Source organism: Pseudomonas sp. UBT (genome assembly GCF_050915955.1).
Taxonomy (GTDB): Bacteria; Pseudomonadota; Gammaproteobacteria; order Pseudomonadales; family Pseudomonadaceae; genus Aquipseudomonas; species Aquipseudomonas antarctica_A.
The window spans coordinates 84991-107771 of record NZ_CP168079.1 but is presented as its reverse complement, the minus strand read 5'-3'; the positions used below and the strand labels follow the sequence as shown (position 1 = coordinate 107771).

Sequence of the window (22781 nt, the reverse complement as noted above, 5' to 3'; positions counted from 1 at the left end):
AACCATGGCACACACAGCGCAAATCAAGATCCCCGCCACCTATATGCGTGGCGGCACCAGCAAGGGCGTGTTCTTCAGCCTCAAGGACCTGCCCGAAGCGGCGCAGGTGCCGGGTGCCGCCCGCGATGCCCTGCTGTTGCGGGTGATCGGCAGCCCCGATCCCTACGACAAGCAGATTGACGGCATGGGCGGTGCGACCTCCAGCACCAGCAAAACCGTGATCCTGGCCAAAAGTACACGCGCCGAGCACGACGTGGACTACCTGTTTGGCCAGGTCTCCATCGACAAGCCCTTTGTCGACTGGAGCGGCAACTGCGGCAACCTGTCGGCGGCGGTGGGCTCGTTCGCCATCAGCGCCGGGCTGGTCGACCCGGCCCGCGTGCCGCACAACGGTGTAGCGGTGGTGCGGGTGTGGCAGGCCAATATCGGCAAGACCATCATCGCCCATGTGCCGATCACCGACGGTGCGGTGCAGGAAACCGGCGACTTCGAACTCGATGGCGTGACCTTTCCGGCCGCCGAAGTGCAGCTCGAATTCATGGGCCCGGCGGCGGAAGAAGAGGGCGGCGGCGGCTCGATGTTCCCCACCGGCAACCTGGTCGACGACCTCGAAGTACCCGGTGTCGGCACCTTCAAGGCGACACTGATCAACGCGGGCATCCCGACGATTTTCATCAACGCCGAAGACCTTGGCTACACCGGCACCGAGCTGCAAGGCGCGATCAACAGCGACCCCAAAGCCCTGGCGATGTTCGAAACCGTGCGGGCCTATGGCGCACTGCGCATGGGCCTGATCAAACACCTCGACGAGGCCGCCCAGCGCCAGCACACGCCGAAGGTGGCGTTTGTGGCCAAGCCTGCGGACTACGTGGCGTCCAGTGGCAAGGCGATCAAGGCCGGTGATGTCGACTTGCTGGTGCGTGCGCTGTCCATGGGTAAGTTGCACCACGCGATGATGGGCACGGCAGCGGTGGCGATCGGCACGGCGGCGGCAATTTCCGGGACGTTGGTTAACCTCGCCGCCGGTGGTGTTGAACGTAACGCCGTGCGCTTCGGGCATCCGTCCGGCACCTTGCGCGTCGGCGCCGAAGCCCGCCAGGTGAACGGTGAATGGGTGGTAAAAAAAGCCATCATGAGCCGCAGCGCGCGAGTCCTGATGGAAGGCTTCGTACGCGTTCCCGGCGACGCTTTTTAAAACCCTACACCGTCACCTGGTGGGGCGGGCTTATGTGGGAGCGGGTTTGCTCGCGAATGCGGTGGTCCCGTCAACTTATGTGTAGCTGACACGCCGCCTTCGCGAGCAAGCCCGCTCCCACAGGGGTTCAACGCAATCCGCACTCCATTAGCAGGCAATCAGACCTGCCACACATGATCAACCCTGACCCTGAGGATGAAACAACCCTAACCCACTTTGGAGAACTGCCATGAGCGCCAACGTCGACCAGAACAACCGTCCCGACTACGACCAGGTCCTGCAGGACATCGCCGATTACGTCCTCAATTACCGGATCGATTCGCGGGACGCCTTGGACACCGCCCGCAACTGCCTGATGGACACCCTCGGTTGTGGCCTTTTGGCCTTGCGCTTCCCCGAGTGCACCAAGCACCTGGGGCCGATCGTGGAGGGCACGGTGGTGCCGTTCGGCGCGCGCGTGCCGGGCACGTCCTTTCGGCTGGACCCGGTCAAAGCCGCCTGGGACATTGGCTGCATCGTGCGTTGGCTCGACTACAACGACACCTGGCTCGCCGCCGAATGGGGCCACCCTTCGGATAACCTCGGGGGCATTCTTGCCGTGGCCGACCACCTTTCGCAAAAACGCGTGGCCAATGGCGACACGCCGCTGACCGTGCGCGCGGTGCTGGACGCGATGATCATGGCTCACGAGATCCAGGGTGTGATTGCCCTGGAAAACTCCTTCAACCGTGTCGGTCTCGATCATGTGCTACTGGTGAAAGTCGCTTCTACCGCCGTCACTGCCAAGCTGATGGGCGCCAACCGTGAGCAACTGCTTGCCGCCTTGTCCCACGCGTTTGTCGATGGGCAGGCGCTGCGCACCTACCGCCACGCGCCCAATGCCGGTTCGCGCAAATCCTGGGCGGCGGGGGACGCGTCGAGCCGTGGTGTGCGCCTGGCGGACATCGCACTGCGTGGCGAGATGGGCATCCCGGGCGTGTTAAGCGCGCCGCAGTGGGGTTTTTACGACGTGCTGTTCAGCCACACCAACAAAGACCTGGCGCTCAAACCCGAGGACAAGCGGGCTTTCAGCCTGTCACAACCCTATGGCACGTATGTGATGGAAAATGTGTTGTTCAAGATCAGCTTCCCCGCCGAGTTTCATGCGCAAACGGCCTGTGAGGCGGCGGTGACGTTGCACCCGTTGGTCAAGCATCGCCTGCATGAAATCGAACGCATCGTGATCACCACCCACGAGTCGGCGATTCGCATCATCTCCAAGGTCGGCCCACTGGCCAACGCCGCCGACCGCGACCACTGCCTGCAATACATGACCGCTGTGCCCTTGGCCTTTGGCAACCTGGTAGCCGAGCAGTATGAGGACGAGTTTCATGCGGCTCATCCGATCATCGATGAGCTGCGCCAGAAGATGGTCATTGTCGAAGACCCGCGCTACAGCCGCGAATACCTGGAGGCGGACAAACGCTCCATCGCCAACGCGGTGCAGGTGTATTTCAAGGACGGCTCCAGCACCGAGCAGGTAGCGGTGGAATACCCGATTGGCCATCGTCGGCGTCGGGTGGATGGCATTCCGTTGCTGGAAGACAAGTTCAAGGCCAATTTGACCACGCGGTTTACCGCGCAGCGCAGTGCGCAGATTTTTGCGTTGTGCAAGGATCAGGCACGGCTGGAGGCCACGCCTGTGAACCGCTTTGTGGACCTGTTCGTGATCTAAAAAATCACTGCGGTCAATGTGGGAGCCGGGCTTGCCCGCGATGCAGGCGCCTCGGTCTTGCAGTTAACCGAGGTGATGCCATCGCAGGCAAGCCAGCTCCCACATTTGTTCAGTGTTTCTGAATAAAAAGTGTTCGGCTTACATACTGCCTTCCACATCATCCAGGCTGAACGTCTCGGTGTGGTCGTCATAGGAGAAAATCTCCGCATAGCGCCCCCACGCCACCACGCTTTCCAGGGTTTTCTCCACAAATGCTTCGGTCATCGAGTCTTCCAACTCCTGCTCGAAGCGCACCCGTGGCGCCCGGTGCCCGCTGCGCTCAAGCAGCACTTGATGAATGCGTGCGGCCAACGGCACGTGCCGGATCAAATGCTCGGCGAACAGGGTTTTGCGTTCCTGGGTGCCGTAGTCGGCGAACAATTTGCCGGCGTCGGTCAGGGTGATGTCGGCGCCCTTGAGCTCAGCGAAGCCCAAATGCTCAAGCATCTCCGCTACCGGGAACAGGTCGTCGACTTCCAGCAAGCGCCGCTCGGCCACGGTCGGCAAGCCGGCATGACCGTTGTAAGGCTCGGCGGCCAGGGTTTCGATCAAGCCGGCCATCAGGTTGGTGGACACTTCCGGCAACAGGCTGCCCATTTTCAGCTCCGGCAGGCCTCGGCTGGCGTCGGCGCTGCGCCGGTCAGTCATCAGTGCGTAGATGTCGTCGACCATTTGCCGAAAGGTCGGGTCCAGCCGGTTGCGCGGGTGCGGGAACGGTACTTTGATTTCTGCGACCACGCGACCGGGGTTGGACGACAGCACCAGGATGCGGTCGCACATCAACACGGCTTCTTCGATGTTGTGGGTCACGATCAGGATCGACTTGATCGGCAGTTGTTTGCCGCTCCACAGGTCCAGCAAGTCCGTGCGCAGGGTTTCGGCGGTCAGTACGTCCAGGGCGGAGAAGGGTTCGTCCATCAGCAACAGGGTCGGGTTGACCACCAGGCCACGGGCAAAACCCACACGCTGGCGCATACCGCCGGACAACTCGCGAGGGTAGGCGTTTTCAAAACCGTCCAGGCCGATCAAGTCGATGGCCGCCAGTGCGCGCTTGCGGGTTTCCTTGCGCTCGACCTGCAAGGCTTGCAGGCCGGCCTCCACGTTTTCCAGCACGGTCAGCCAAGGGAACAGCGCAAACGTCTGGAACACCATGGCCACGCCTTCGGCCGGGCCGTTCAGCGGCGCGCCGTTGTAGCGGACTTCGCCCGATGACGGTTGAATAAGCCCGGCGATAATGCGCAGCAGTGTGGACTTGCCCGAGCCAGAGCGGCCGAGCATGCCGACGATTTCACCTTCGTGCAGGCTCAGGTTCACGCCACTGAGCACCTGCAGTTCGTCTTTACCTTTGCCGAACACCCGATTCACGTTTTTCAGCGAGAAGATTTCGGGGGTATCAGCAGTGTGTTCAGTGTTGGTATTCATCACAGCGAATCCCGTCAATTCAAGCGAAGTTTGTTTTCAGCCATGGCGTACATAGGTCGCCAGACCGCGCGGTTGAAGGCCACCACAAAGATCGACATCACCACGACGCCCAAGGCGATCTTCGGGAAGTCGCCGGCAGCCGTGGTCTGCGCGATGTAAGCCCCCAGCCCGTGGGCCACCACATTGTCCTGACCCCAGGACACGTACTCGGACACGATGCTGGCGTTCCATGCACCGCCGGACGCGGTAATCGCACCGGTGACGTAATACGGAAAGATCCCCGGCAGCATCACCTTGCGCCACCACAGCCAGCCGCGAATGCGGAAGTTGGCGGCGACTTCCTTGAAGTCATTGGGGAACGCCGTGGCGCCGGCGATCACGTTGAACAGGATGTACCATTGGGTGCCCAGCACGATCAGCGGGCTCAGCCAGATGTCCGGGTTGAGCTTGTAGTGCAGGATCACAATGACGAACACCGGGAACAGCAGGTTCGCCGGGAACGCCGCGAGGAACTGCGCGAGGGGCTGGATTTTTTCCGCAAGGCTGGGACGCAAGCCGATCATCACGCCCAACGGCACCCAGATCAGCGAGGCGATCAGAATCAGCCCGGCTACCCGTAGCAGCGTGATAAGGCCCAGTACAAACACATGGCCGACTTCGGCGAACGTCACCTCGGTGCCGACGTATTGCACGATGTGGTACAGCGCATAAGCCGCCATCAGCGCAATCAGAGTGCCCCACACCCAGTCGATCACCTTTGACGCCGCCGGTGTCTCTGCCGGCAAGGCCTTGAGCGCACCCCCCGCCAGGCTGAAACGCTTATTGCCGATGCGACTGACGGTGCGGGTGATAGGGCGCAGGATGCGCTGGACGATGCGTGTGCGCTGGATCAGGTTCAGCAGCCAGGACTGTGGCGCGGCGCCCTGGGAGGCGGTGGTTTCCATGCGGAATTTGTCGGCCCAGGCCACCAGTGGGCGGAACAGGAATTGGTCGTAGATCAGGATCACCACAATCATCGCCAGGATCACATACCCCACCGCATGCAGGTCTTTCTGGGCAATGGCCAAGGCCAGGTATGAACCCACGCCCGGCAGGGTGATGGTCTTGTCGCCGACGGTGATGGCTTCAGAAGCAACCACGAAAAACCAACCGCCGGACATGCTCATCATCATGTTCCACACCAGCCCGGGCATGGCGAAGGGCACGTCGAGTTTCCAGAACTTCTGCCAGCCGGAAAGCCGCAGGTTGGTGGACACTTCCACCAGGTCATGGGGCAGCATGCGCAGCGACTGGTAAAAGCTGAACGTCATGTTCCAGGCCTGGCTGGTAAAGATCGCAAAGATCGCCGCGAACTCGGCCCCCAGCACGCGCCCTGGAAACATCAGCAGGAAGAACGTCACCGTAAACGAGATGTAACCGAGTACCGGCACCGACTGCAGAATGTCGAGCACCGGCACCAGCAGTTTTTCGGCGCGCCGGCTTTTGGCGGCCAGGGTGCCGTACAACAGCGTGAAAACCAGCGATGCCACCATTGCCGCAAGCATGCGCAAGGTGGTGCGCATGGCGTATTCCGGCAGGTTGGCCGGGTCGAGGGAGATGACCTCACTTTGCAACGTGGCGATGGGGGCCCAGGTTTCCCGGGCGCCGATGGACAAGAACAGCAAAAAGCCGATCACCAGAGGCAGTGCGACCAAATCCCAGCGGTTGGGCAGCAGACGCAGCGTGGAGGCTGGCAGGTAGTGACGGAATACTTTTTTCATAGGCCGTGGTTCATAGGCAGTCAGTCCGGCAGCGTTCAGGTTCAAAGAGGTGCGGTGGGGTGAGCTTAGCTTCTATACAAATCACCCACCGAGAATGGGCGGGCGCTCTTTCTCCGTGAGTCTGGGGCGCATCGAATCTGAGGGAGATTCGCCGCTGGCGGGATTGTACGTTTCAAAATGTTACAAACGTATAAAATTACTGTCAGTTTTAGGTAAAAAAACACCGCCAGGGTGTCGACTGCCCTGGCAAGGCTTAACAATCATTCAAATTGCAGGGTGTGGCTGTTTTTCTAAGCGGACACAATCAGCTACCCACCTGTCATGCAGGCTCGGAACTGCTTTCAGAAAAGTGCCAATCAGGTAGTGAGACGACTGGCTATTGCATCGCTGCTGGCACGCGTCAGTTACGTATTAAAGACCTGAATCTGAGGCGGCACCCCATGACTAGCGTAAATACTCGGCAACCATCGCCCTGCACTGTCGGCCATGAGATCTCCCCGGCGCCTGCGCCCACGGGCCCGGAAGGCGACGCCGAAGCTTCCGGGAGATCCGACACACGGCCCGACGCGGCGCCTCCCCGCAACCCTGTGACACCCGAGCAGCGCGGTCAGTTTTCGAGCCACCATGCAATCGTCAACCCGAAGCCGCCAGAAACCGCAGAAACGCGCCTGCTGGCAGAATTGACTCAAAAAAATAATCAACTTCTCGCCAAACTAAACGCGCTGGTGGAAAAGTTTGAGCCGCAAGCCCAGGGTAAAGCAGCTCCCGATTCTGCCGTTGCACCGGCCAGTCAGCCGTATTACCGCCTCTTCGATGAACAGGATGAAACTTTCCTCCTGCAGGGCACGCTGGTGAACGAGTCAGGCTTGTCGCGCAGTCTGGATACGTTGACCCGTGAAAACGATGAGTTTCGCCATATGGTCAAGAAGGCATTCGAGCAGTTCCATAGGATGCTTACACGGCTGCAACAGCTGGTTGGGAGCCTGGCTCACCGAGTCGACACGATGGATCTCCCGCAAAGGCAAATACCTACAGGGACGGCGGCCTCCGCCAAACCGGTTTCGTCAGACGACGTGCAGCCTGAAGCACCCGCTTCCCGGCAAAACCAAGTGTCTGTCCCGGCGAATGAGTCAACAGCCTCGAGGGCCAGGACCGTTGAAGCGCTCAAGAAAGAAAACCAGGCGCTTGAGGACGGACTTGATGCGGCCACTGCTTACTACCACACGTTGATCTCACCGCTTCAACAGCAGATTGAGGCGCCGGTCAAGAACGCCGACAAGCAAAAGAAATAGGGCGCGCAAAACCGCTTCGGACAGGGTGGGGTGAGCCCCCATGCTGGACCGGGTCAGCCTCGATTTTTACTCAAAGCGCAGGATCACCCGACGGTTGTGCTTGCTCTTCTTCTCGATTTTTTCGCAAAACACCCGGCCGATTTCTTCGGTGTTGATCACGTGGGTGCCGCCGCACGGCTGGATATCGATCCCGGCGATCTCGATCACGCGGACCGAACCCTGGATGACCGGTGGTGCCACCGCCTGGGTGCGGGTGATTTGGAGCAGGGTCGAATATTCGGAGGCTGGCATCGACAGGGTTTTTACCTCGTGGGCCTGTTCGATCAAGGCGTTGAGGTCGCGGGTGATGCTGTCTTTGTCGAGGGTCATTTCCGGCAGGTCGAAATCCAGGCGTCCTTTGTCTGCGCTGATGCTGCAACCGGTGACCGGAGCATCAATGATCGAGCACAGCAAGTGCAGGCAGGTGTGCATCTTCATGTGCTGGTAACGCCGCTGCCAGTCCAGGCCTGCGTCTACTTGCACACCGGCCGTCAATTGCTCGGGGCAGTGTTCAACCTGGTGCCAGATGATCGAGCGCAGCACCGGGTCGCGCACGGTGCCGATCACCTCGACCCGCGTGCCATCGGCCAGGGTCAGATGCCCGGTGTCGCCCGGTTGCCCGCCGCCGGTGGGGTAGAACAGCGTGTGTTCCAGCGCGATACCGTGCTCGCTGACGGCAATCACCCGTGCGCTGAAGGCGTTCTGATAGGGCGCGCTGTCAAACAGCGCCAGGGTTTCCATGGTGTGCACGGACATGTTCAACCTCCGACGATCAGTGGGCTGGCTTGCAGCAGGTGGCGCACCATTGCACTCAAGCCAGGAGGGGAGAGCAGGGTGATTTCAAATTCCGGCCCGCAGACTTTCAGGTTCAGCGGCAGTCGCGGCAGGTGGTCGCCGACATCGAGGCGACGCAAGCGAAATTGCAGGTGATGGCGCTCTTTTACCGTTGCCTCCAGCATCAGCCCCTGCAGGGGGTGAAAGTCAGCATCCAGTACCGTGACCTTGTGGCTGGCACTGACCTCACCGACCACGTGTAAACGCTCATCCAGGGCGAACGCACCGAGGTAGTTGCTGTGGTCCGATTCGGCGTTTTTCTGCAGCTGAATCTGATTGACCACCTTGACCTTGGTGCCCGCCGGCACATCCTGGGTAATTACACAGGAAGGGCTGATAAACACGTTATCGCCGATCAGCACATAGCCGAGCACGCGCGCGCCGGCGCCCACCTCGACATTGTTGCCCAGGCGCGGGTGACGCTTGCCGTCCGGGTTGTTGGCGATACCCCGTGCGCCCAGTGTCACGCCGCAGAGGATGTAGCAGTCGTTGCCGATCTCGCAGGTTTCGCCGATCACCGTGCCGTAGCCATGGTCGAGTACGAAGCGCCGGCCGATGCGTGCGGCGGGGTGAATCTCGGCGCCGGAGAGCACTTTGCCCTGATTGCTGAGCTTGAGGGCGATGCGCGAAAACAGGCCGTTAGTCTGGTCGGGAAAATTCCACACCAGGTGCGCAAGCCGATAGAACAGCACGGCCTTGAACGAGGCATAGGACTCCAGGATCAACTCGCCACGCCCTCGGGAAGCCGGGTCGCGATAGGCATAGGCGATCAAGTCTTCGGCCACTGCCTGCGCGGCGTTCTGGATCAGCGGCGCCAGGTGCGGTTCCAACTGCTTCATCTGCGTAGGCGTCAGGGTCTTGATGAGGTGGGTAAGCAACTCATCGTGCAGCTGTTGCATGTCGATAAAGCCCCCCATGGAGGCACCCCCACATTCTGGATGGTTGGCAAACGGGTTACTCGAAATTGGGCAGGTAGCTGTCAGCATTGTCGTAGACCATGGTCAACACCACCGTTTCGGGCGGAAGTTCGGGGGCAAGCTGAGCGATGGCAACCATGTTGGCAGCCGAGGACAACCCAAGGCTGATGGCGTCGGTGCGCATGATGCGTTTCATCATGTCGATGCACGCCTGGCGCGATACCTTGAGCATGCCGTCCAGCACCTCGACATTGAGGATGCTTGGGATCAAGCCAATCGACAGGCCCTGTATATGGTGCGGCGCGTGCCGATCTTTTAGCAGGTCGCATTCTTCCGGCTCCACGCCCATTACCCGGATCGCCGGCCACGTGGCTTTGAGGGTTTCGCCGATGCCGGTGATGTGGCCACCGGTACCGATACCGCTGACGAAATAGTCAACGCGCTGTTCACCAAAGGCTCGGATGATTTCCGGCGCGGTGGTATCGCGGTGGGTTTGTGGGTTGGCGCCGTTGCGTTGCTGGTTGAGCATCACGAAGCTGGGGTTTTCCAGCTGCAGCTCCATACACTTTTCGCCATGGGAGTTATTGCCCAAACGGCTGTCCGACAGCACTACCTTGGCGCCGTAGAGGCGCAGCAGTTTCTGTTTTTCGGGGCTGTAGTTGTCGGGGATCACCAGCACCACTTTGTAACCCAGTACATTGCCTGCCATCACCAGGCCGATGCCGGTGTTGCCGCCGCTGGGTTCGATAATGGTTTGCCCGGAATCGCGGATCAGCACGCCGCGACGTTCCGCGTCGAGGATCATGCCCAAGGCGATGCGCGCCTTGTGACTGCCGCCGGGGTTGAGTGATTCCAGCTTGGCGTAGACCTCGATGCCGAGGTCCTCGGAAAACTGCTCCAGGCGCACGATGGGCGTATGGCCGATCACGTCGAGAATTGAGTTATGCAACATCAGGCTGTCCCCGAATCAGTACAAAGGCATATCGGGTTCGACGTCGCGAACCCAGTGCTTCATGCCGCCCTGCAGGACTTTGGTATTGGCGAAACCGGCCGCCAGCAAGGTGCTGGCCGCTTGCTCGGCGCGGGTCCCTGCGTAGCAGATCAGGTAATGGGTGTTGTCCCGGCTGAGGCTGTCGAGTTGCCCATCCAGTTCGGCGAGGGGGATGTGCACAACGCCTGGCAATTTGCACACTTCCAGTTCGCTGGCGTCGCGCACATCCAGCAGCACGTCAGCGCTGCGCGGGTGTTCGAGCAGCTGCTTGAGTACGCGCGGCTTGATGTAGCGCTCTTCGGCCAGGGAAGGTTGGCAGGGGAGGGCGTCCGCGCAAACCGCCGGTGCCACGGTTTCACTGTGGCGCAGTTCCGAGCAGCAGGGGCAATCGGCGCGACGCTTGAAGCGGATTTCGCTGAACTTCATTGCCAGCGCATCGAAACGCATCAAGCGGCCGGACAGCGGTTCGCCGATGCCGATCAGCAACTTGATGGCTTCGGTGGCCTGAATCATCCCGACCACTCCCGGCAGTACACCGATGACGCCGCCGGCGCTGCAGTTGGGGGCCAGTTCTGCGGGCGGGGCTGTGGGGAACAGGCAGCGGTAGCACGGCCCGCCTTTATGGTTGAGCACGCTGATCTGCCCGTCGAAGCGATAGATGGCGCCATACACCAAGGGTTTGCCCAACTGCACGCAAGCGTCGTTGACCAGGTAGCGCGTGTCGAAGTTGTCGGTGCCGTCGATCACCAGATCGTAGGCGCCCACCAGTTCCAGCGCGTTGTCGGCATTCAGGGCCGTGTTGTGGGCGTTGATCTGAATATGCCGGTTGAGGTCCTGTAGGCGTTGCTTGGCGGACTCGACCTTGGGCATGCCCAGTGTGCTGTTGCCGTGGACGATCTGGCGTTGCAGGTTACTGCTTTCCACCACATCGAAATCCACCAGGCCCAGTGTGCCGATGCCGGCTGCCGCCAGGTACAGGCTGATCGGTGAGCCCAGGCCACCCGTGCCGATGATCAAGACCTTGGCTTTTTTGAGGTTCAACTGACCTTCGCGGCCGACGCCCGGCAGCGTGATGTGGCGCACGTAACGCTGCACTTCTTCATTGCTCAGGGCGTCGACATCCATGCCGCCTGAGGTCGCGAGCAGCACTTCGATCCTGGCTTTTTCCGGCAATGTGTCATCTGCGCCGATCAGTTCTTCTTCGGCGGTGAACAGAAAGTGCTCCTTGAGCTGGTTGTTTTTTTCGTGGAACAGGTGCGGGCGCAGCTGTGGGTGGCTGCTGCAGAGGTTTTCAATGACTTCGCGCAATGTCGATCCAGTGCCCTCAAGGGTCGATTCCGGCAGCTTGGCCACGCGAACCAGAATATCGGGGAAAGAGACAGCGTTCATGGACAACTCCGTGTGCAGGTCGTTGAAGGGTTGAAGTGCGAAATGCTTGCCATCCCAGGCAAACAGCTTTGAGCCCAGGGCCTTACCCTGGCGAACGTCCACCACCAGGTAGCTGACGGGGTAGATCGGCTCACCCAGGAACAGCGCCTTGTCCTGGTCTTCGTCACTGAAATAGGCACCGACGTCCGGGTGGGAGTGGTAGATCACCACCACCGGGTTATCGCTGCGAAACGCCTTGTTCAGCAGCAGCGTGTCGGCCACGGAAAAGGTGTAGCCGTTGGCCGCGCTGCGCGAGTACATCTCGGGGTTCTTGCGGTGCAGCTCATTCTGGATATTGCTGCCCAGGTACACACTGCCGTCGGCGAAGACAAAACCACAGCACTCTTCGGGGTAGCTGCGGCTGGCGTGGGCGTAGATCTGTTCCAGGGCGGTCGGGCGGAGGACATCCATGTTTCTCTCGCGTGGCTGATGTTGATGGGGCAGGACAGTCAATTTTTCTTGGCCAGCAGTTTTTCAACCGGCAACTTGGTAATCGCAAAGCCGGCCAGCAGGATGGCCGAGTACAGCATCAGGTCACGGGAAATCTCCACGCCTTCGTACCAGGCGCCGATGATCACCGCGAACACCGGGAAGATGATGAACACGAACGACAAAATGATCGGGCTCAAGCGTTTTAGCAGCATGAAATAGACGATAAAGCCGCCCACCGACGCCACCAGCCCCAGGTAGAACAGTGCACTCCAGGAACGCAGGGTAATGTTTTCGAACGTGGGCGTTTCAAACCACAGCCCGGCGACGAACAGCATCAGCCCGGCAATGCCGATGGGCAGGGTGTTGTAGGTAATTACGCTGATGGCGCTGCCTTTTTGCTTGGTAATGACATAGCACAGTGCATGCATAATCGCGGCGGTCAGGATCGCCAGTACCCCGAAGAACTCGGCGTGATCCAGGTGCAGGCCCTGGCTCTTGATGATCATGTAGAGGCTGCCGAAACCGATGCCGATGCCGACCACCTGGGAAAAGTAGATGCGCTCGCGCAGGAACAGCGCGGAGAAAATCAGGATGAAGACGGGCATGCAGCTGAACAGCAGGGCAGTGAGGCCGGACGAGACGTGCATCTCGCCATAGTTGAGCAAGTAATAGGGAACGCTGAAATAGGACAGTGTTACGAATACGAAGAACCAGCGGCTTTCTCGCGGGAACAGGATCGGTTCGCGGCGCACCAGGGCAAAGCACAGAAACAACGGAAACGCGATCAGGAAGCGCAAGCCTGCAGACGTCAGCGGAGGCACGCTTTCGACGGCGATCTTGATCCCCAGCCAAGTGGTGCCCCAACTCAGGCACACGATAAGAAACATCACGCTGGTTACCAGGCCGGCCAACCACTGTTTCTGAGTTTTTGTTTTTGTAGTGTTTTCAAGAACGGCGGACATTGGCATCGTTTATTGCTTCCCTGAGCCGGAATTGAACTCTATATTGACTGTGTATTAAGTTGTTTCATTCGGTGATTGAACCCGTAAAAGCACACTATTAGGGCGAATGATGGCTGTCAAAACAAATATTGACATGGTGTCAATTATGCGTGAGGGGTTGTCCAGCGGTCAGGGCGTGAAGTACAAGCGCCTGTCTGACGTGATGGAACGCGGCATCCTTGAAGGCTTGATTGAGCCGGGGCGAAAACTGCCGCCCCATCGGGTTCTTTCCGACAATCTGGGCGTGACCATCGGCACCATCAGCCGAGCCTACGGCGAACTGGAACGCCTTGGGTTAGTGGTGGCACGGGTGGGTGACGGTACTTTCGTACGCAAGCGTGGGATGGAGCGTCAGCGTGATGAAGGCTTTCGCAACGTCAGCGAGGAGCCACGTCATTATTTCGATATGAGCCGTAACATGCATATTCCCGGGCAGGAGACGGTGTTTCTCGCGCAGAGCTTCCAAACCCTGTCGACCAATGCCAAGTTCCTTCAAGACATCAGTGCCTACACACCCGACGCCGGTTTGCCGCGCTACCGTGAGGCCGGTGCGCAATGGCTGGTGCAGCGCGAATTTCACCCGATTCCCGAGCAGGTCATCTGTGTCAATGGCGGCCAGCATGGCTTGCTTTGCGCCATGATGGCGCTGCTGCGGGCGGGCGATACGGTGGTCACTGAACAGCTCACGTACCCTGGGCTGATTACCGCTGCGCGGATGCTCGGCGTACGTCTGATCGGTCTGGAGATGGATGAGGAAGGCGTGCTGCCCGGTGCGCTGGATGAAGTTTGTCGTAATCACCGGGTTTCGGCGCTGTACTGCACACCGACCATCCAGAATCCGACCACGGCGGTGCTGTCTGTCGCACGCCGTGAGGCTTTGGTTAAGGTATGCCGTGAGCATAATCTGCTGATTCTTGAAGACGAAGCCCACGGCGTCCTGGTGGAAGATCGCCCACCACCGCTAAGCTTTTTCGCACCGGAGCGTACGATTTTGATCAGTAGCCTGAGCAAGGCGGTGTCTGCCGGGTTACGTGTGGGATATGTGCATGCGCCACCGGCGTTGGTCAGCCGTATTTCGGCAGCGTTGCGCTCGACGTGCTGGATGGCCACGCCGGTGACCCTGGAACTGGCAACCCAGTGGATCGAAAACGGCACGGCGGAATACCTGTTACGCCAACAAATCAATGAGATCAGCCGACGCAAAGCCCTGGTGCGTGACCTGCTGACCGGCTTGGAGTACCGCACCCACCTCAACAGTCCGCATTTCTGGATTGAAGTACCGGAGCCATGGCGAGCGTCGGAAATTGAGGCGGAGCTCAAGCAGAATAATTACCTGATCGCCACCGCCGAGGCGTTTGCCGTGGGGCAAACAGCAGTGCCGCAGTTTATTCGGGCGAGCATTTGTAATACGTCGGGGGATGACCAGTTGTTGCGGGCGGGGTTTGATGCGCTGGCGACGGCGTTGGGGCAGGGTGGGGACAGGTTTCATTTGTAGGACGGTAAACCGAGTTACCGTTCATCGCAGGCAAGCCAGCTCCCACATTTGCAGTGTATTCCGCTATGGGAGCTGGCTTGCCTGCGATGGCGTCAGTTCAAGCAACAGAGATTATTTAAAGCGTCGCTCTACGCCTTTCTCTACCAGAATCTTCGCCGATATCTCTTCCACCGAGAAATGCGTGGAATTGATGTGCGCAATATTCTCGCGACGGAACAGATTTTCCACTTCGCGCACTTCGAACTCGCACTGGGCATAGCTGGAGTAGCGGCTGTTGGGCTTGCGCTCATTGCGGATGGCGGTGAGGCGGTCCGGGTCGATGGTCAGGCCGAACAGCTTGTGCTGGTGCGCGCGCAGGGCGGCCGGCAGCGTCAGGTGCTCCATGTCGTCTTCGGTCAGCGGATAGTTGGCCGCGCGGATGCCGAACTGCATGGCCATGTACAGGCACGTCGGGGTCTTGCCGCAGCGGGATACGCCCACCAGGATCAGGTCGGCCTTGTCATAGTAGTGAGTACGGGCGCCGTCATCGTTGTCGAGGGCGAAGTTTACCGCCTCGATACGCTCCATATAATTGGAGTTGTGCCCAATGGAATGGGACTTTCCTACGGAATAGGAAGAGTGTTCACTCAGCTCTTGCTCCAGCGGCGCCAGGAACGTGGAGAAGATGTCGATCATGAAACCATTGGAAGTCGCGAGGATCTCACGAATATCCTGATTGACGATGGTGTCGAAAATGATCGGGCGACAACCGTCTTTTTCGGCCGCCAGATTGATTTGTTGTACCATGGCCCGCGCTTTATCCACGCTGTCGATATAGGGCCGCGTGAATTTGGCGAAGGTAATGTTTTCGAACTGCGCGAGCAGGCTCTGACCCAATGTTTCGGCTGTAATGCCGGTGCCGTCGGAGATAAAGAAAGCAGATCGTTTCATTTGAGCCCTGGGCCTTAAGCTGATGGCGAATCTTGGATATGATAGGCGCGATTTTGCCGTCCCGCAGTGGGCCGCATTCTCACTTATTTTCCAGGTCCAGGCCACAAGCGTCAGCGTTTGCTCCTACTGAGCAGCCGGCGTCCTGAGCTTTTCCAACACAGAAAGTGGAGAGATCACCTTGGTAGAGTACGTAGTTTCCCTCGATAAGCTCGGCGTCCATGATGTAGAGCATGTGGGGGGCAAGAACGCATCCCTCGGCGAGATGATCAGTAATCTTGCAGGCGCTGGTGTTTCGGTGCCCGGTGGTTTCGCCACCACGGCCCAGGCTTACCGCGATTTCCTCGAGCTGAGCGGGTTGAATGCTCAGATCCACGCCGCGCTGGACGCCCTGGACGTCGATGACGTCAACGCCCTGGCCAAGACCGGCGCCCAGATCCGTAAATGGATCATGGACGCCGAGTTCCCCGAGAAGCTCAACGAAGAAATCCGCACTGCTTTCGCCATTTTGTCGGCCGGCAACCCCGACATGGCCGTCGCCGTGCGCTCTTCTGCCACCGCTGAAGACTTGCCGGATGCCTCCTTTGCCGGCCAGCAAGAAACCTTCCTTAATATCCGCGGCGTGGAAAACGTTATCCGCGCAGCCAAGGAAGTGTTCGCCTCACTGTTCAACGACCGCGCTATTTCCTATCGTGTACACCAGGGTTTCGACCACAAGCTGGTGGCCTTGTCTGCCGGTGTGCAGCGCATGGTACGTTCGGAAACCGGCACCGCCGGCGTGATGTTCACACTGGACACCGAATCCGGTTTCCGTGACGTGGTGTTTATCACCGGTGCCTACGGTCTGGGCGAAACCGTCGTACAAGGCGCGGTCAACCCGGACGAATTCTACGTCCACAAACACACCCTTGAGGCAGGCCGTCCGGCCATCCTGCGCCGTAACCTGGGCAGCAAAGCCATCAAGATGATCTACGGCGACGAGGCCAAGGCCGGTCGCTCGGTGAAAACCGTTGATGTCGACAAGGCCGAACGCGCGCGTTTCTGCCTGACCGACGCCGAAGTCAGCGAATTGGCCAAGCAAGCAATGATCATCGAAAAGCACTACAAGTGCCCGATGGACATCGAGTGGGCCAAAGACGGTGACGACGGCAAGTTGTACATCGTGCAGGCTCGACCTGAAACCGTGAAGAGCCGTACCTCGGCCAACGTCATGGAGCGTTACCTGCTCAAAGAAACCGGCACCGTGCTGGTAGAAGGTCGCGCCATCGGCCAGCGCATTGGCGCCGGTAAAGTGCGGATCATCAAGGACGTGTCCGAAATGGACAAAGTCCAGCCAGGTGACGTACTGGTTTCCGACATGACCGACCCGGACTGGGAGCCGGTGATGAAGCGCGCCAGCGCCATCGTCACCAACCGCGGCGGGCGTACCTGTCACGCGGCGATCATCGCCCGTGAGCTGGGGATCCCTGCTGTGGTGGGTTGCGGCAACGCCACCCAACTGTTGAAAGATGGCCAAGGTGTGACGGTGTCCTGCGCCGAAGGCGACACCGGCTTCATCTTTGAAGGCGAACTGGGCTTCGACATCAAGCAAAACTCCATCGACGCCATGCCAGACCTGCCGTTCAAGATCATGATGAACGTCGGTAACCCGGACCGTGCCTTCGATTTCGCGCAGTTGCCAAACGCCGGTGTGGGCCTGGCCCGCCTGGAATTCATCATCAACCGCATGATCGGCGTGCACCCCAAGGCCTTGCTGAACTACGACGGTCTGCCGTTGGAGATCAAGGAAAGCGTCGACAAGCGCATCGCCGGCTACAACGACCCGGTAGGTTTCTACGTCGAGAAGCTGGTGGAAGGCATCAGCACCCTGGCGGCGGCCTTCTACCCGAAAAAGGTCATCGTGCGCCTGTCGGACTTCAAGTCCAACGAATACGCCAACCTGATCGGCGGCAAGCTCTATGAGCCGGAAGAAGAAAACCCGATGCTGGGTTTCCGCGGCGCCTCGCGTTACATCAGCGAAGCTTTCCGTGACTGCTTCGAGCTGGAGTGCCGTGCGCTCAAACGCGTGCGCAACGAGATGGGCCTGACCAACGTCGAGATTATGGTGCCGTTCGTGCGTACCCTCGGCGAGGCGAGCCAGGTCGTTGATCTGCTGGCGGAAAACGGCCTGAGTCGTGGTGAAAACGGCTTGCGCGTGATCATGATGTGCGAACTGCCATCCAACGCCATCCTGGCCGAAGAGTTCCTGGAGTTCTTCGACGGTTTCTCCATCGGCTCCAACGACCTGACCCAGCTGACCCTGGGCCTGGACCGCGATTCGGGGATCATCGCTCACTTGTTCGACGAGCGTAACCCGGCGGTCAAGAAGCTGCTGGCCAACGCCATCCAGGCGTGTAACAAGGCCGGCAAGTACATCGGGATCTGCGGCCAAGGCCCTTCCGACCACCCGGACCTGGCCAAATGGCTGATGGAGCAGGGCATCGAAAGCGTCTCGCTGAACCCCGATTCCGTGCTGGAAACCTGGTTCTTCCTCGCGGAAGGCCAAGCGCCCGCATAAGGTCGTTACGTCAAAAGTGCCGGTCACTCATTAAGGGTGACCGGCATTCTTATCTGTGCAGGGCGGAACTCCTTCCGGACGCCGCCCTTTTTTGTGCAAGAGCATTATGCAAAGCAGTAGCAACCTGTTTCCCGTCGCCCTGATCAGCGCTGAACGTCGCGGCGACCTGAGTGAAGATGTGTACCGCCTCAAACCCGGCAACAGCCCGGACGGCACCGTCGAGTTGGCCGTGACCCGTTTGGGCCTGGCGGATGTCCCGGAAAACCGGGGCACGCCGGTAATTTTAGTGCACGGTAGTTTTTCCAATCGGCGCTTCTGGTACTCGCCTAAAGGCATCGGCCTGGGCGCTTACCTGGCGCGCCAGGGATTTGATGTATGGATCCCGGAAATGCGCGGGCATGGCCTGTCCAAGCGCAATCAGAACTACGCCAGCAATCGCGTCACCGATTATGCGCGTTACGATTTGCCGGCCATCGGGGCGTTTGTGCGTGAGCAAAGTGCGCAAATCCCGCACTGGATCGGGCATTCCCTGGGTGGCACCGCTCTGGCGGCAGCCTTGGGCGGTCAGCACCTTGGCGCGCCAGCAGTGGCCTCAGTCGCGCTGTTTGGCTGCCAGGTCAGCCGCACCCACTGGCCGTTGAAAATTCCACCGCTGGAGTGGACGGGGCGTTTGCTCTTGAAGCGCTTTGGCGAGGTCTCCGGCTCCCGCCTCAAGCGCGGTCCGGAGGACGAGCCGGCGGGCGTGATGATCGAGGCCATGCGCTGGAATGGCCTGTTCGGTCGCTTTGGCGAGGGTAAGCAAGACTGGTGGAAGGGCTTGGCCGACGTTGACGTGCCGCTGTTGGCGGTGAGCGCTGCGGGTGATCGGCAAGACCCGGATTGGGCGTGTCGCAAACTGTTCGAGCAAGTGGGCTCTGTGCATCGCCAATACCTGTGCCTGGGGCGCGGGCAAGGTTTTACCGGGGATTTCGGGCATGTTGAAATGCTGGTCAGTAAAGCCGCCCAGGCCGAAGTGTGGCCGTTGGTGGCGCAGTGGTTGAACGATCCGCTCACACCTTTGTTCGGGGCGCAATCGCAGATTGCCGCAATGGTTTGACGCAAGCGCTCTACCAAGGGCGTTTCACTTGTGTGTGGTTGCGGCTAAGATATGACGCGTTATGGGCTTCTGGTCATATTCAGTCGCGCAATGGCTATTGCGTTGCGACAAAATGGGTTTGATCATGGCCGCCGTCAGCGGGTGAGCATGTAAAGATTGCCTGTCACGACGCGTTTTTCTGATGTACACCGTGGGATGTTCGACCTCTTCTTTCACGACAGGAGTTTCTCGATGAACCATTACGTGACGCCCGACTTGTGCGACGCCTACCCGGACCTGGTGCAGGTGGTTGAGCCGATGTTCAGCAATTTCGGTGGCCGAGACTCCTTTGGTGGCGAAATCGTCACCATCAAATGCTTCGAAGACAACTCGTTGGTCAAGGAGCAGGCCGACCAGCCGGGTGCCGGCAAAGTGCTGGTAGTCGACGGTGGTGGTTCCCTGCGCCGCGCGTTGCTGGGTGACATGATCGCCGAGAAAGCCGCAAAAAACGGCTGGGAAGGGCTGGTGATCTACGGTTGCATCCGTGATGTCGATGTCATCGCCCAGACTGACCTGGGTGTGCAGGCACTGGCCACTCACCCGATGAAAACCGACAAGCGCGGCATTGGCGACCTGAACGTAGTGGTGACCTTCGCGGGCGTGACCTTCCGCCCGGGTGAATACATCTATGCGGACAATAATGGTGTGATTGTCTCGCCAAGCCCGCTGAAAATGCCTGAATAAACTGCTGTAGCCATAGGGGTGAGGATGTTCGAGGAAGAAAACGCGCAGTGGGGGCTGGTGCATGCCCTGGTACTGGACGGTAAAGGCGGTGCGCGTTCGATTGCCCGGACTGAGCTCGACGATTTGCAACTGCAGCCCCAGGAAAGCCTGTGGTTGCATTGGGATCGCAGCCATCCGCAGACCCAGACCTGGTTGCGTAAATCCAGCGGCTTGAGCGAGTTCGCGTGCGACTTGTTGCTGGAGGAAAACACCCGTCCGCGCCTGTTGCCGCTGCCGGACGACGAATTGCTGCTGTTTCTGCGAGGGGTCAACCTCAACCCGGGGGCCGAGCCGGAAGACATGGTCTCGGTGCGTATCTTCGCTGCGGCCAGTCGCGTGATTTCCTTGCGCTTGCGCCCGCTGCGCGCCACTGATGAGTTGCTGGTGCAACTGGCGGAGGGCAAAGGCCCAAAAACCTCGTCTGAACTCATCCTTTATATGGCGCAGTACCTGACCCATAAAGTGCAGGATTTGGTGACCGATCTTTCCGAAATCGTCGATTTCGAGGAAGAAAAACTTGATGCCGACGAACGGTATACTCCGGAACATGGCAATGTTTTGCAGATCCGTCGACGAGCGGCTGGGCTGAAGCGATTCCTGGCGCCGCAGCGGGATATTTTTGCCCAGCTGACGCGGATCAAATTGCCGTGGTTCTGTAACGATGATGCTGACTATTGGAACGAATTGAACAACAGCCTGACCCGTTACCTGGAAGAGCTCGAATTGACTCGGGAGCGCGTGGGGCTTGTGCTTGAGACCGAAGACCGGCGCTTGAGCGTGCGCATGAATCGCACCATGTATCGCTTTGGGATCATCACGGGAATCTTCCTGCCGATGAGTTTTCTGACCGGTTTGCTGGGTATAAACGTGGGCGGAATACCCTTCTCCGGTGACCCCTACGGATTCGCGATTGCCTGCCTGATGATGGTGGCTGTCGCGCTCGGGCAATGGTGGCTATTTCGACGATTGCGCTGGGTTTGACCTGAATATGACCTGAACACAGGAAGGGTCGCATGTGACCCCAAGAATTTAACCCTCGTCTTTTAAAATACTTGCGAGAGGTCTTTATGCACGATCCGTTCGAACAGTCTTTGCGTGACATGCTCAATGCTTCGCCGTCCAACCGTGACGACGACGCTTGCCTGGGCCGCGTGTTGAAAACCGCCAACCGTCAGGTAGGGGCGGGTGACCTGTTCGGTTTGCTCGGTCGTTGGCTGCCTGCGTTGATGATGGCCCTGAACAATGGTTCGGCCCATGTATCGCCGGTTTCCCGTCGTAAACCTCTTGCTCGCACTGCTGATAAGGCTGATTGAATATGGAACTTGATCTCTGGACCCAGAGCCTGGTCACCGCGATGACCGCATTGTGGACCAAGGTGGCGAATTTCATTCCCAACCTGTTTGGTGCTCTGGTCCTGGTATTGCTGGGTTTTGTCGTGGCCAAGTTGCTCGACACCTTGCTGTCCAAATTACTCGCCAAGCTTGGGCTGGATCGCTTGATGGCGGGCACCGGTTTGACCAAACTATTGGGCCGTGCCGGGCTGCAAGTCCCGATCTCTACCCTGATCGGGAAGATCGTCTACTGGTTCGTTTTACTTATTTTTCTGGTTTCTGCGGCTCAATCCCTTGGACTTGAGCGAGTTTCAGCTACGCTCGACATGCTGGCGCTGTATTTGCCGAAAGTATTCGGCGGCGCGCTGGTGTTGCTGGTAGGCGTTTTGCTGGCGCAATTGGCCAACGGTCTGGTGCGTGGGGCAGCCGAAGGCGTGGGCTTGGACTATGCTGCGGGCCTGGGGCGAATTGCCCAGGGGCTGGTGATCATCATCAGTATTTCCGTCGCGATCAGCCAGTTGGAGGTCAAAACTGACCTTCTTAACCACGTGATTGTGATTGTTTTGATTACCGTTGGTCTGGCCGTTGCGCTGGCCATGGGGTTGGGTAGCCGGGAAATTGCCGGTCAGATTCTTGCGGGAATCTATGTGCGTGAGCTGTATCAGGTTGGGCAACAGGTCCGTGTGGGCGAGGTCGAAGGGCAAATCGAAGAGATCGGTACAGTCAAGACGACGGTGCTGACCGATGACGGTGACCTGGTGTCACTGTCCAATCGGATTCTTCTGGAGCAGCAGGTCAGTAGCCGCTAACCCGGTAAACCCTGCTAATGTACGCCGCCGCAAACCCGGGTGACCGGGCTGTAGCGGACATTGACCTGACTGTCGGCACGACTTGTTTTGAATAAAGCCCAAACGCTGTCTACGCGCTATGACCCCCGTGAGCTCTCTGATGAGGAGTTGGTCGCGCGCTCGCACACGGAGCTGTTTCACGTAACACGCGCGTACGAAGAATTGATGCGCAGGTATCAACGCACTCTGTTCAACGTTTGTTCAAGGTATTTAGGGAACGATAGAGACGCGGACGATGTCTGTCAGGAAGTGATGCTCAAGGTGCTGTACGGCCTGAAGAACTTCGAGGGGAAATCGAAGTTCAAGACATGGCTCTACAGCATCACGTACAACGAGTGCATCACGCAGTATCGTAAGGAACGGCGGAAGCGTCGCTTGATGGACGCTTTGAGTCTGGACCCCCTTGAGGAAGCGTCTGAAGAAAAGGCGCCGACACCCGAGGAGAAGGGCGGACTTGACCGTTGGTTGGTGTATGTGAATCCAATTGACCGTGAAATTCTGGTGCTACGATTTGTCGCAGAGCTCGAGTTTCAGGAAATTGCTGACATCATGCACATGGGTTTGAGTGCTACAAAAATGCGTTACAAACGTGCTCTTGATAAATTACGTGAGAAATTTGCGGGCAGTACTGAAACTTAGTTCGGTGCAAATATCTCTTACGTGTAGGCAAGTTCTGTTAGACTTGTCGCCGAGTTGTCCCC

Annotated in this window: 19 protein-coding genes; 11 read left to right on the top strand and 8 right to left on the bottom strand. The window is 59.1% G+C overall.

Going from position 1 to position 22781, the window contains the following annotated elements:
• Positions 1-4 precede the first annotated feature (4 nt).
• Entirely contained in the window at positions 5-1195 is a 1191-nt protein-coding gene (gene prpF, locus ACDZ94_RS00455) for a 2-methylaconitate cis-trans isomerase PrpF (protein WP_432750921.1), read from the top strand.
• A gap of 229 nt (positions 1196-1424) precedes the next feature.
• Positions 1425-2909 (top strand): 2-methylcitrate dehydratase, encoded by a 1485-nt coding sequence (prpD, locus tag ACDZ94_RS00450; RefSeq protein WP_432750920.1) that lies wholly within the window; start codon positions 1425-1427, stop codon positions 2907-2909.
• Positions 2910-3047: 138 nt separating this feature from the next.
• On the opposite strand, the gene ACDZ94_RS00445 is transcribed toward prpD, so the two are convergent.
• Both ACDZ94_RS00445 and ACDZ94_RS00440 read right to left on the bottom strand, forming a co-directional pair.
• The gene (locus ACDZ94_RS00445) at positions 3048-4370 is read right to left on the bottom strand and encodes an ABC transporter ATP-binding protein (protein ID WP_064453636.1); all 1323 of its coding nucleotides are present in this window, start codon (positions 4368-4370) and stop codon (positions 3048-3050) included.
• A gap of 14 nt (positions 4371-4384) precedes the next feature.
• Positions 4385-6130 carry an ABC transporter permease gene (locus ACDZ94_RS00440; RefSeq protein ID WP_064453635.1) on the bottom strand — a complete coding sequence of 582 codons (1746 nt, stop codon included), beginning with the start codon at positions 6128-6130 and terminating at the stop codon, positions 4385-4387.
• A 440-nt stretch (positions 6131-6570) separates the two neighbouring features.
• Here ACDZ94_RS00440 and ACDZ94_RS00435 point away from each other — a divergent pair, with 440 nt between their 5' ends.
• A complete protein-coding gene (locus ACDZ94_RS00435) occupies positions 6571-7422 on the top strand; it encodes a hypothetical protein (protein WP_407017055.1) in 852 nt (283 codons plus the stop codon).
• A gap of 66 nt (positions 7423-7488) precedes the next feature.
• Here the strand turns inward: ACDZ94_RS00435 and ACDZ94_RS00430 are convergent, their stop codons facing one another.
• From ACDZ94_RS00430 to ACDZ94_RS00410, 5 genes are read right to left on the bottom strand one after another with little or no spacing between them, the layout of a single operon-like run.
• Positions 7489-8217 carry an alanyl-tRNA editing protein gene (locus ACDZ94_RS00430; RefSeq protein WP_053257484.1) on the bottom strand — a complete coding sequence of 243 codons (729 nt, stop codon included), beginning with the start codon at positions 8215-8217 and terminating at the stop codon, positions 7489-7491.
• Between the two features lie 2 nt (positions 8218-8219).
• Positions 8220-9212 (bottom strand): serine O-acetyltransferase, encoded by a 993-nt coding sequence (locus tag ACDZ94_RS00425; protein WP_053257483.1) that lies wholly within the window; start codon positions 9210-9212, stop codon positions 8220-8222.
• 37 nt (positions 9213-9249) lie between these two features.
• Entirely contained in the window at positions 9250-10164 is a 915-nt protein-coding gene (locus tag ACDZ94_RS00420) for a PLP-dependent cysteine synthase family protein (RefSeq protein WP_064453633.1), read from the bottom strand.
• 15 nt (positions 10165-10179) lie between these two features.
• The gene (moeB, locus tag ACDZ94_RS00415) at positions 10180-12042 is read right to left on the bottom strand and encodes a molybdopterin-synthase adenylyltransferase MoeB (RefSeq protein WP_432750919.1); all 1863 of its coding nucleotides are present in this window, start codon (positions 12040-12042) and stop codon (positions 10180-10182) included.
• A 38-nt stretch (positions 12043-12080) separates the two neighbouring features.
• Complete coding sequence (locus ACDZ94_RS00410; RefSeq protein ID WP_017134754.1) at positions 12081-12974, bottom strand: DMT family transporter; 894 nt, start codon at positions 12972-12974, stop codon at positions 12081-12083.
• A 160-nt stretch (positions 12975-13134) separates the two neighbouring features.
• Here ACDZ94_RS00410 and ACDZ94_RS00405 point away from each other — a divergent pair, with 160 nt between their 5' ends.
• Positions 13135-14559, top strand: a complete 1425-nt coding sequence (locus ACDZ94_RS00405; RefSeq protein ID WP_064454994.1) for a PLP-dependent aminotransferase family protein — start codon at positions 13135-13137, stop codon at positions 14557-14559.
• Between the two features lie 111 nt (positions 14560-14670).
• Here ACDZ94_RS00405 and ppsR read toward each other — a convergent pair whose 3' ends face one another.
• On the bottom strand, positions 14671-15489 hold the full coding sequence (ppsR, locus tag ACDZ94_RS00400) for a posphoenolpyruvate synthetase regulatory kinase/phosphorylase PpsR (RefSeq protein WP_064453630.1): 819 nt from the start codon (positions 15487-15489) through the stop codon (positions 14671-14673).
• A gap of 178 nt (positions 15490-15667) precedes the next feature.
• Here ppsR and ppsA point away from each other — a divergent pair, with 178 nt between their 5' ends.
• From ppsA to sigX, 7 genes are all read left to right on the top strand, one after another.
• Positions 15668-18043 (top strand): phosphoenolpyruvate synthase, encoded by a 2376-nt coding sequence (ppsA, locus tag ACDZ94_RS00395; protein ID WP_064453629.1) that lies wholly within the window; start codon positions 15668-15670, stop codon positions 18041-18043.
• 106 nt (positions 18044-18149) lie between these two features.
• Positions 18150-19139 (top strand): alpha/beta fold hydrolase, encoded by a 990-nt coding sequence (locus ACDZ94_RS00390; RefSeq protein WP_432750918.1) that lies wholly within the window; start codon positions 18150-18152, stop codon positions 19137-19139.
• Positions 19140-19370: 231 nt separating this feature from the next.
• A complete protein-coding gene (gene rraA, locus ACDZ94_RS00385) occupies positions 19371-19862 on the top strand; it encodes a ribonuclease E activity regulator RraA (protein ID WP_432750917.1) in 492 nt (163 codons plus the stop codon).
• A gap of 24 nt (positions 19863-19886) precedes the next feature.
• The gene (locus ACDZ94_RS00380; RefSeq protein WP_432750916.1) at positions 19887-20882 is read left to right on the top strand and encodes a zinc transporter ZntB; all 996 of its coding nucleotides are present in this window, start codon (positions 19887-19889) and stop codon (positions 20880-20882) included.
• A gap of 86 nt (positions 20883-20968) precedes the next feature.
• On the top strand, positions 20969-21214 hold the full coding sequence (locus tag ACDZ94_RS00375; protein ID WP_005790375.1) for a hypothetical protein: 246 nt from the start codon (positions 20969-20971) through the stop codon (positions 21212-21214).
• 2 nt (positions 21215-21216) lie between these two features.
• Positions 21217-22041: a mechanosensitive ion channel family protein gene (locus ACDZ94_RS00370; protein WP_003175519.1), complete on the top strand. Its 825-nt coding sequence runs from the start codon at positions 21217-21219 to the stop codon at positions 22039-22041.
• An 87-nt stretch (positions 22042-22128) separates the two neighbouring features.
• Complete coding sequence (sigX, locus tag ACDZ94_RS00365; protein ID WP_064453626.1) at positions 22129-22719, top strand: RNA polymerase sigma factor SigX; 591 nt, start codon at positions 22129-22131, stop codon at positions 22717-22719.
• Positions 22720-22781: the final 62 nt, after the last annotated feature.

What these genes read in the sequence shown, in the direction of transcription:
- ACDZ94_RS00390 (WP_432750918.1), top strand. Translation starts at nt 18,150, where the DNA reads ATGCAAAGCAGTAGCAACCTGTTTCCCGTCGCCCTGATCAGCGCTGAA.
- ACDZ94_RS00445 (WP_064453636.1), bottom strand. Translation starts at nt 4,370, where the DNA reads ATGAATACCAACACTGAACACACTGCTGATACCCCCGAAATCTTCTCG.
- ACDZ94_RS00430 (WP_053257484.1), bottom strand. Translation starts at nt 8,217, where the DNA reads ATGTCCGTGCACACCATGGAAACCCTGGCGCTGTTTGACAGCGCGCCC.
- ACDZ94_RS00375 (WP_005790375.1), top strand. Translation starts at nt 20,969, where the DNA reads ATGCACGATCCGTTCGAACAGTCTTTGCGTGACATGCTCAATGCTTCG.
- ACDZ94_RS00440 (WP_064453635.1), bottom strand. Translation starts at nt 6,130, where the DNA reads ATGAAAAAAGTATTCCGTCACTACCTGCCAGCCTCCACGCTGCGTCTG.
- ppsR (WP_064453630.1), bottom strand. Translation starts at nt 15,489, where the DNA reads ATGAAACGATCTGCTTTCTTTATCTCCGACGGCACCGGCATTACAGCC.
- ACDZ94_RS00405 (WP_064454994.1), top strand. Translation starts at nt 13,135, where the DNA reads ATGGCTGTCAAAACAAATATTGACATGGTGTCAATTATGCGTGAGGGG.
- ACDZ94_RS00420 (WP_064453633.1), bottom strand. Translation starts at nt 10,164, where the DNA reads ATGTTGCATAACTCAATTCTCGACGTGATCGGCCATACGCCCATCGTG.
- prpF (WP_432750921.1), top strand. Translation starts at nt 5, where the DNA reads ATGGCACACACAGCGCAAATCAAGATCCCCGCCACCTATATGCGTGGC.
- moeB (WP_432750919.1), bottom strand. Translation starts at nt 12,042, where the DNA reads ATGGATGTCCTCCGCCCGACCGCCCTGGAACAGATCTACGCCCACGCC.
- ACDZ94_RS00435 (WP_407017055.1), top strand. Translation starts at nt 6,571, where the DNA reads ATGACTAGCGTAAATACTCGGCAACCATCGCCCTGCACTGTCGGCCAT.
- rraA (WP_432750917.1), top strand. Translation starts at nt 19,371, where the DNA reads ATGAACCATTACGTGACGCCCGACTTGTGCGACGCCTACCCGGACCTG.
- prpD (WP_432750920.1), top strand. Translation starts at nt 1,425, where the DNA reads ATGAGCGCCAACGTCGACCAGAACAACCGTCCCGACTACGACCAGGTC.
- ACDZ94_RS00425 (WP_053257483.1), bottom strand. Translation starts at nt 9,212, where the DNA reads ATGGGGGGCTTTATCGACATGCAACAGCTGCACGATGAGTTGCTTACC.
- ACDZ94_RS00380 (WP_432750916.1), top strand. Translation starts at nt 19,887, where the DNA reads ATGTTCGAGGAAGAAAACGCGCAGTGGGGGCTGGTGCATGCCCTGGTA.
- ACDZ94_RS00370 (WP_003175519.1), top strand. Translation starts at nt 21,217, where the DNA reads ATGGAACTTGATCTCTGGACCCAGAGCCTGGTCACCGCGATGACCGCA.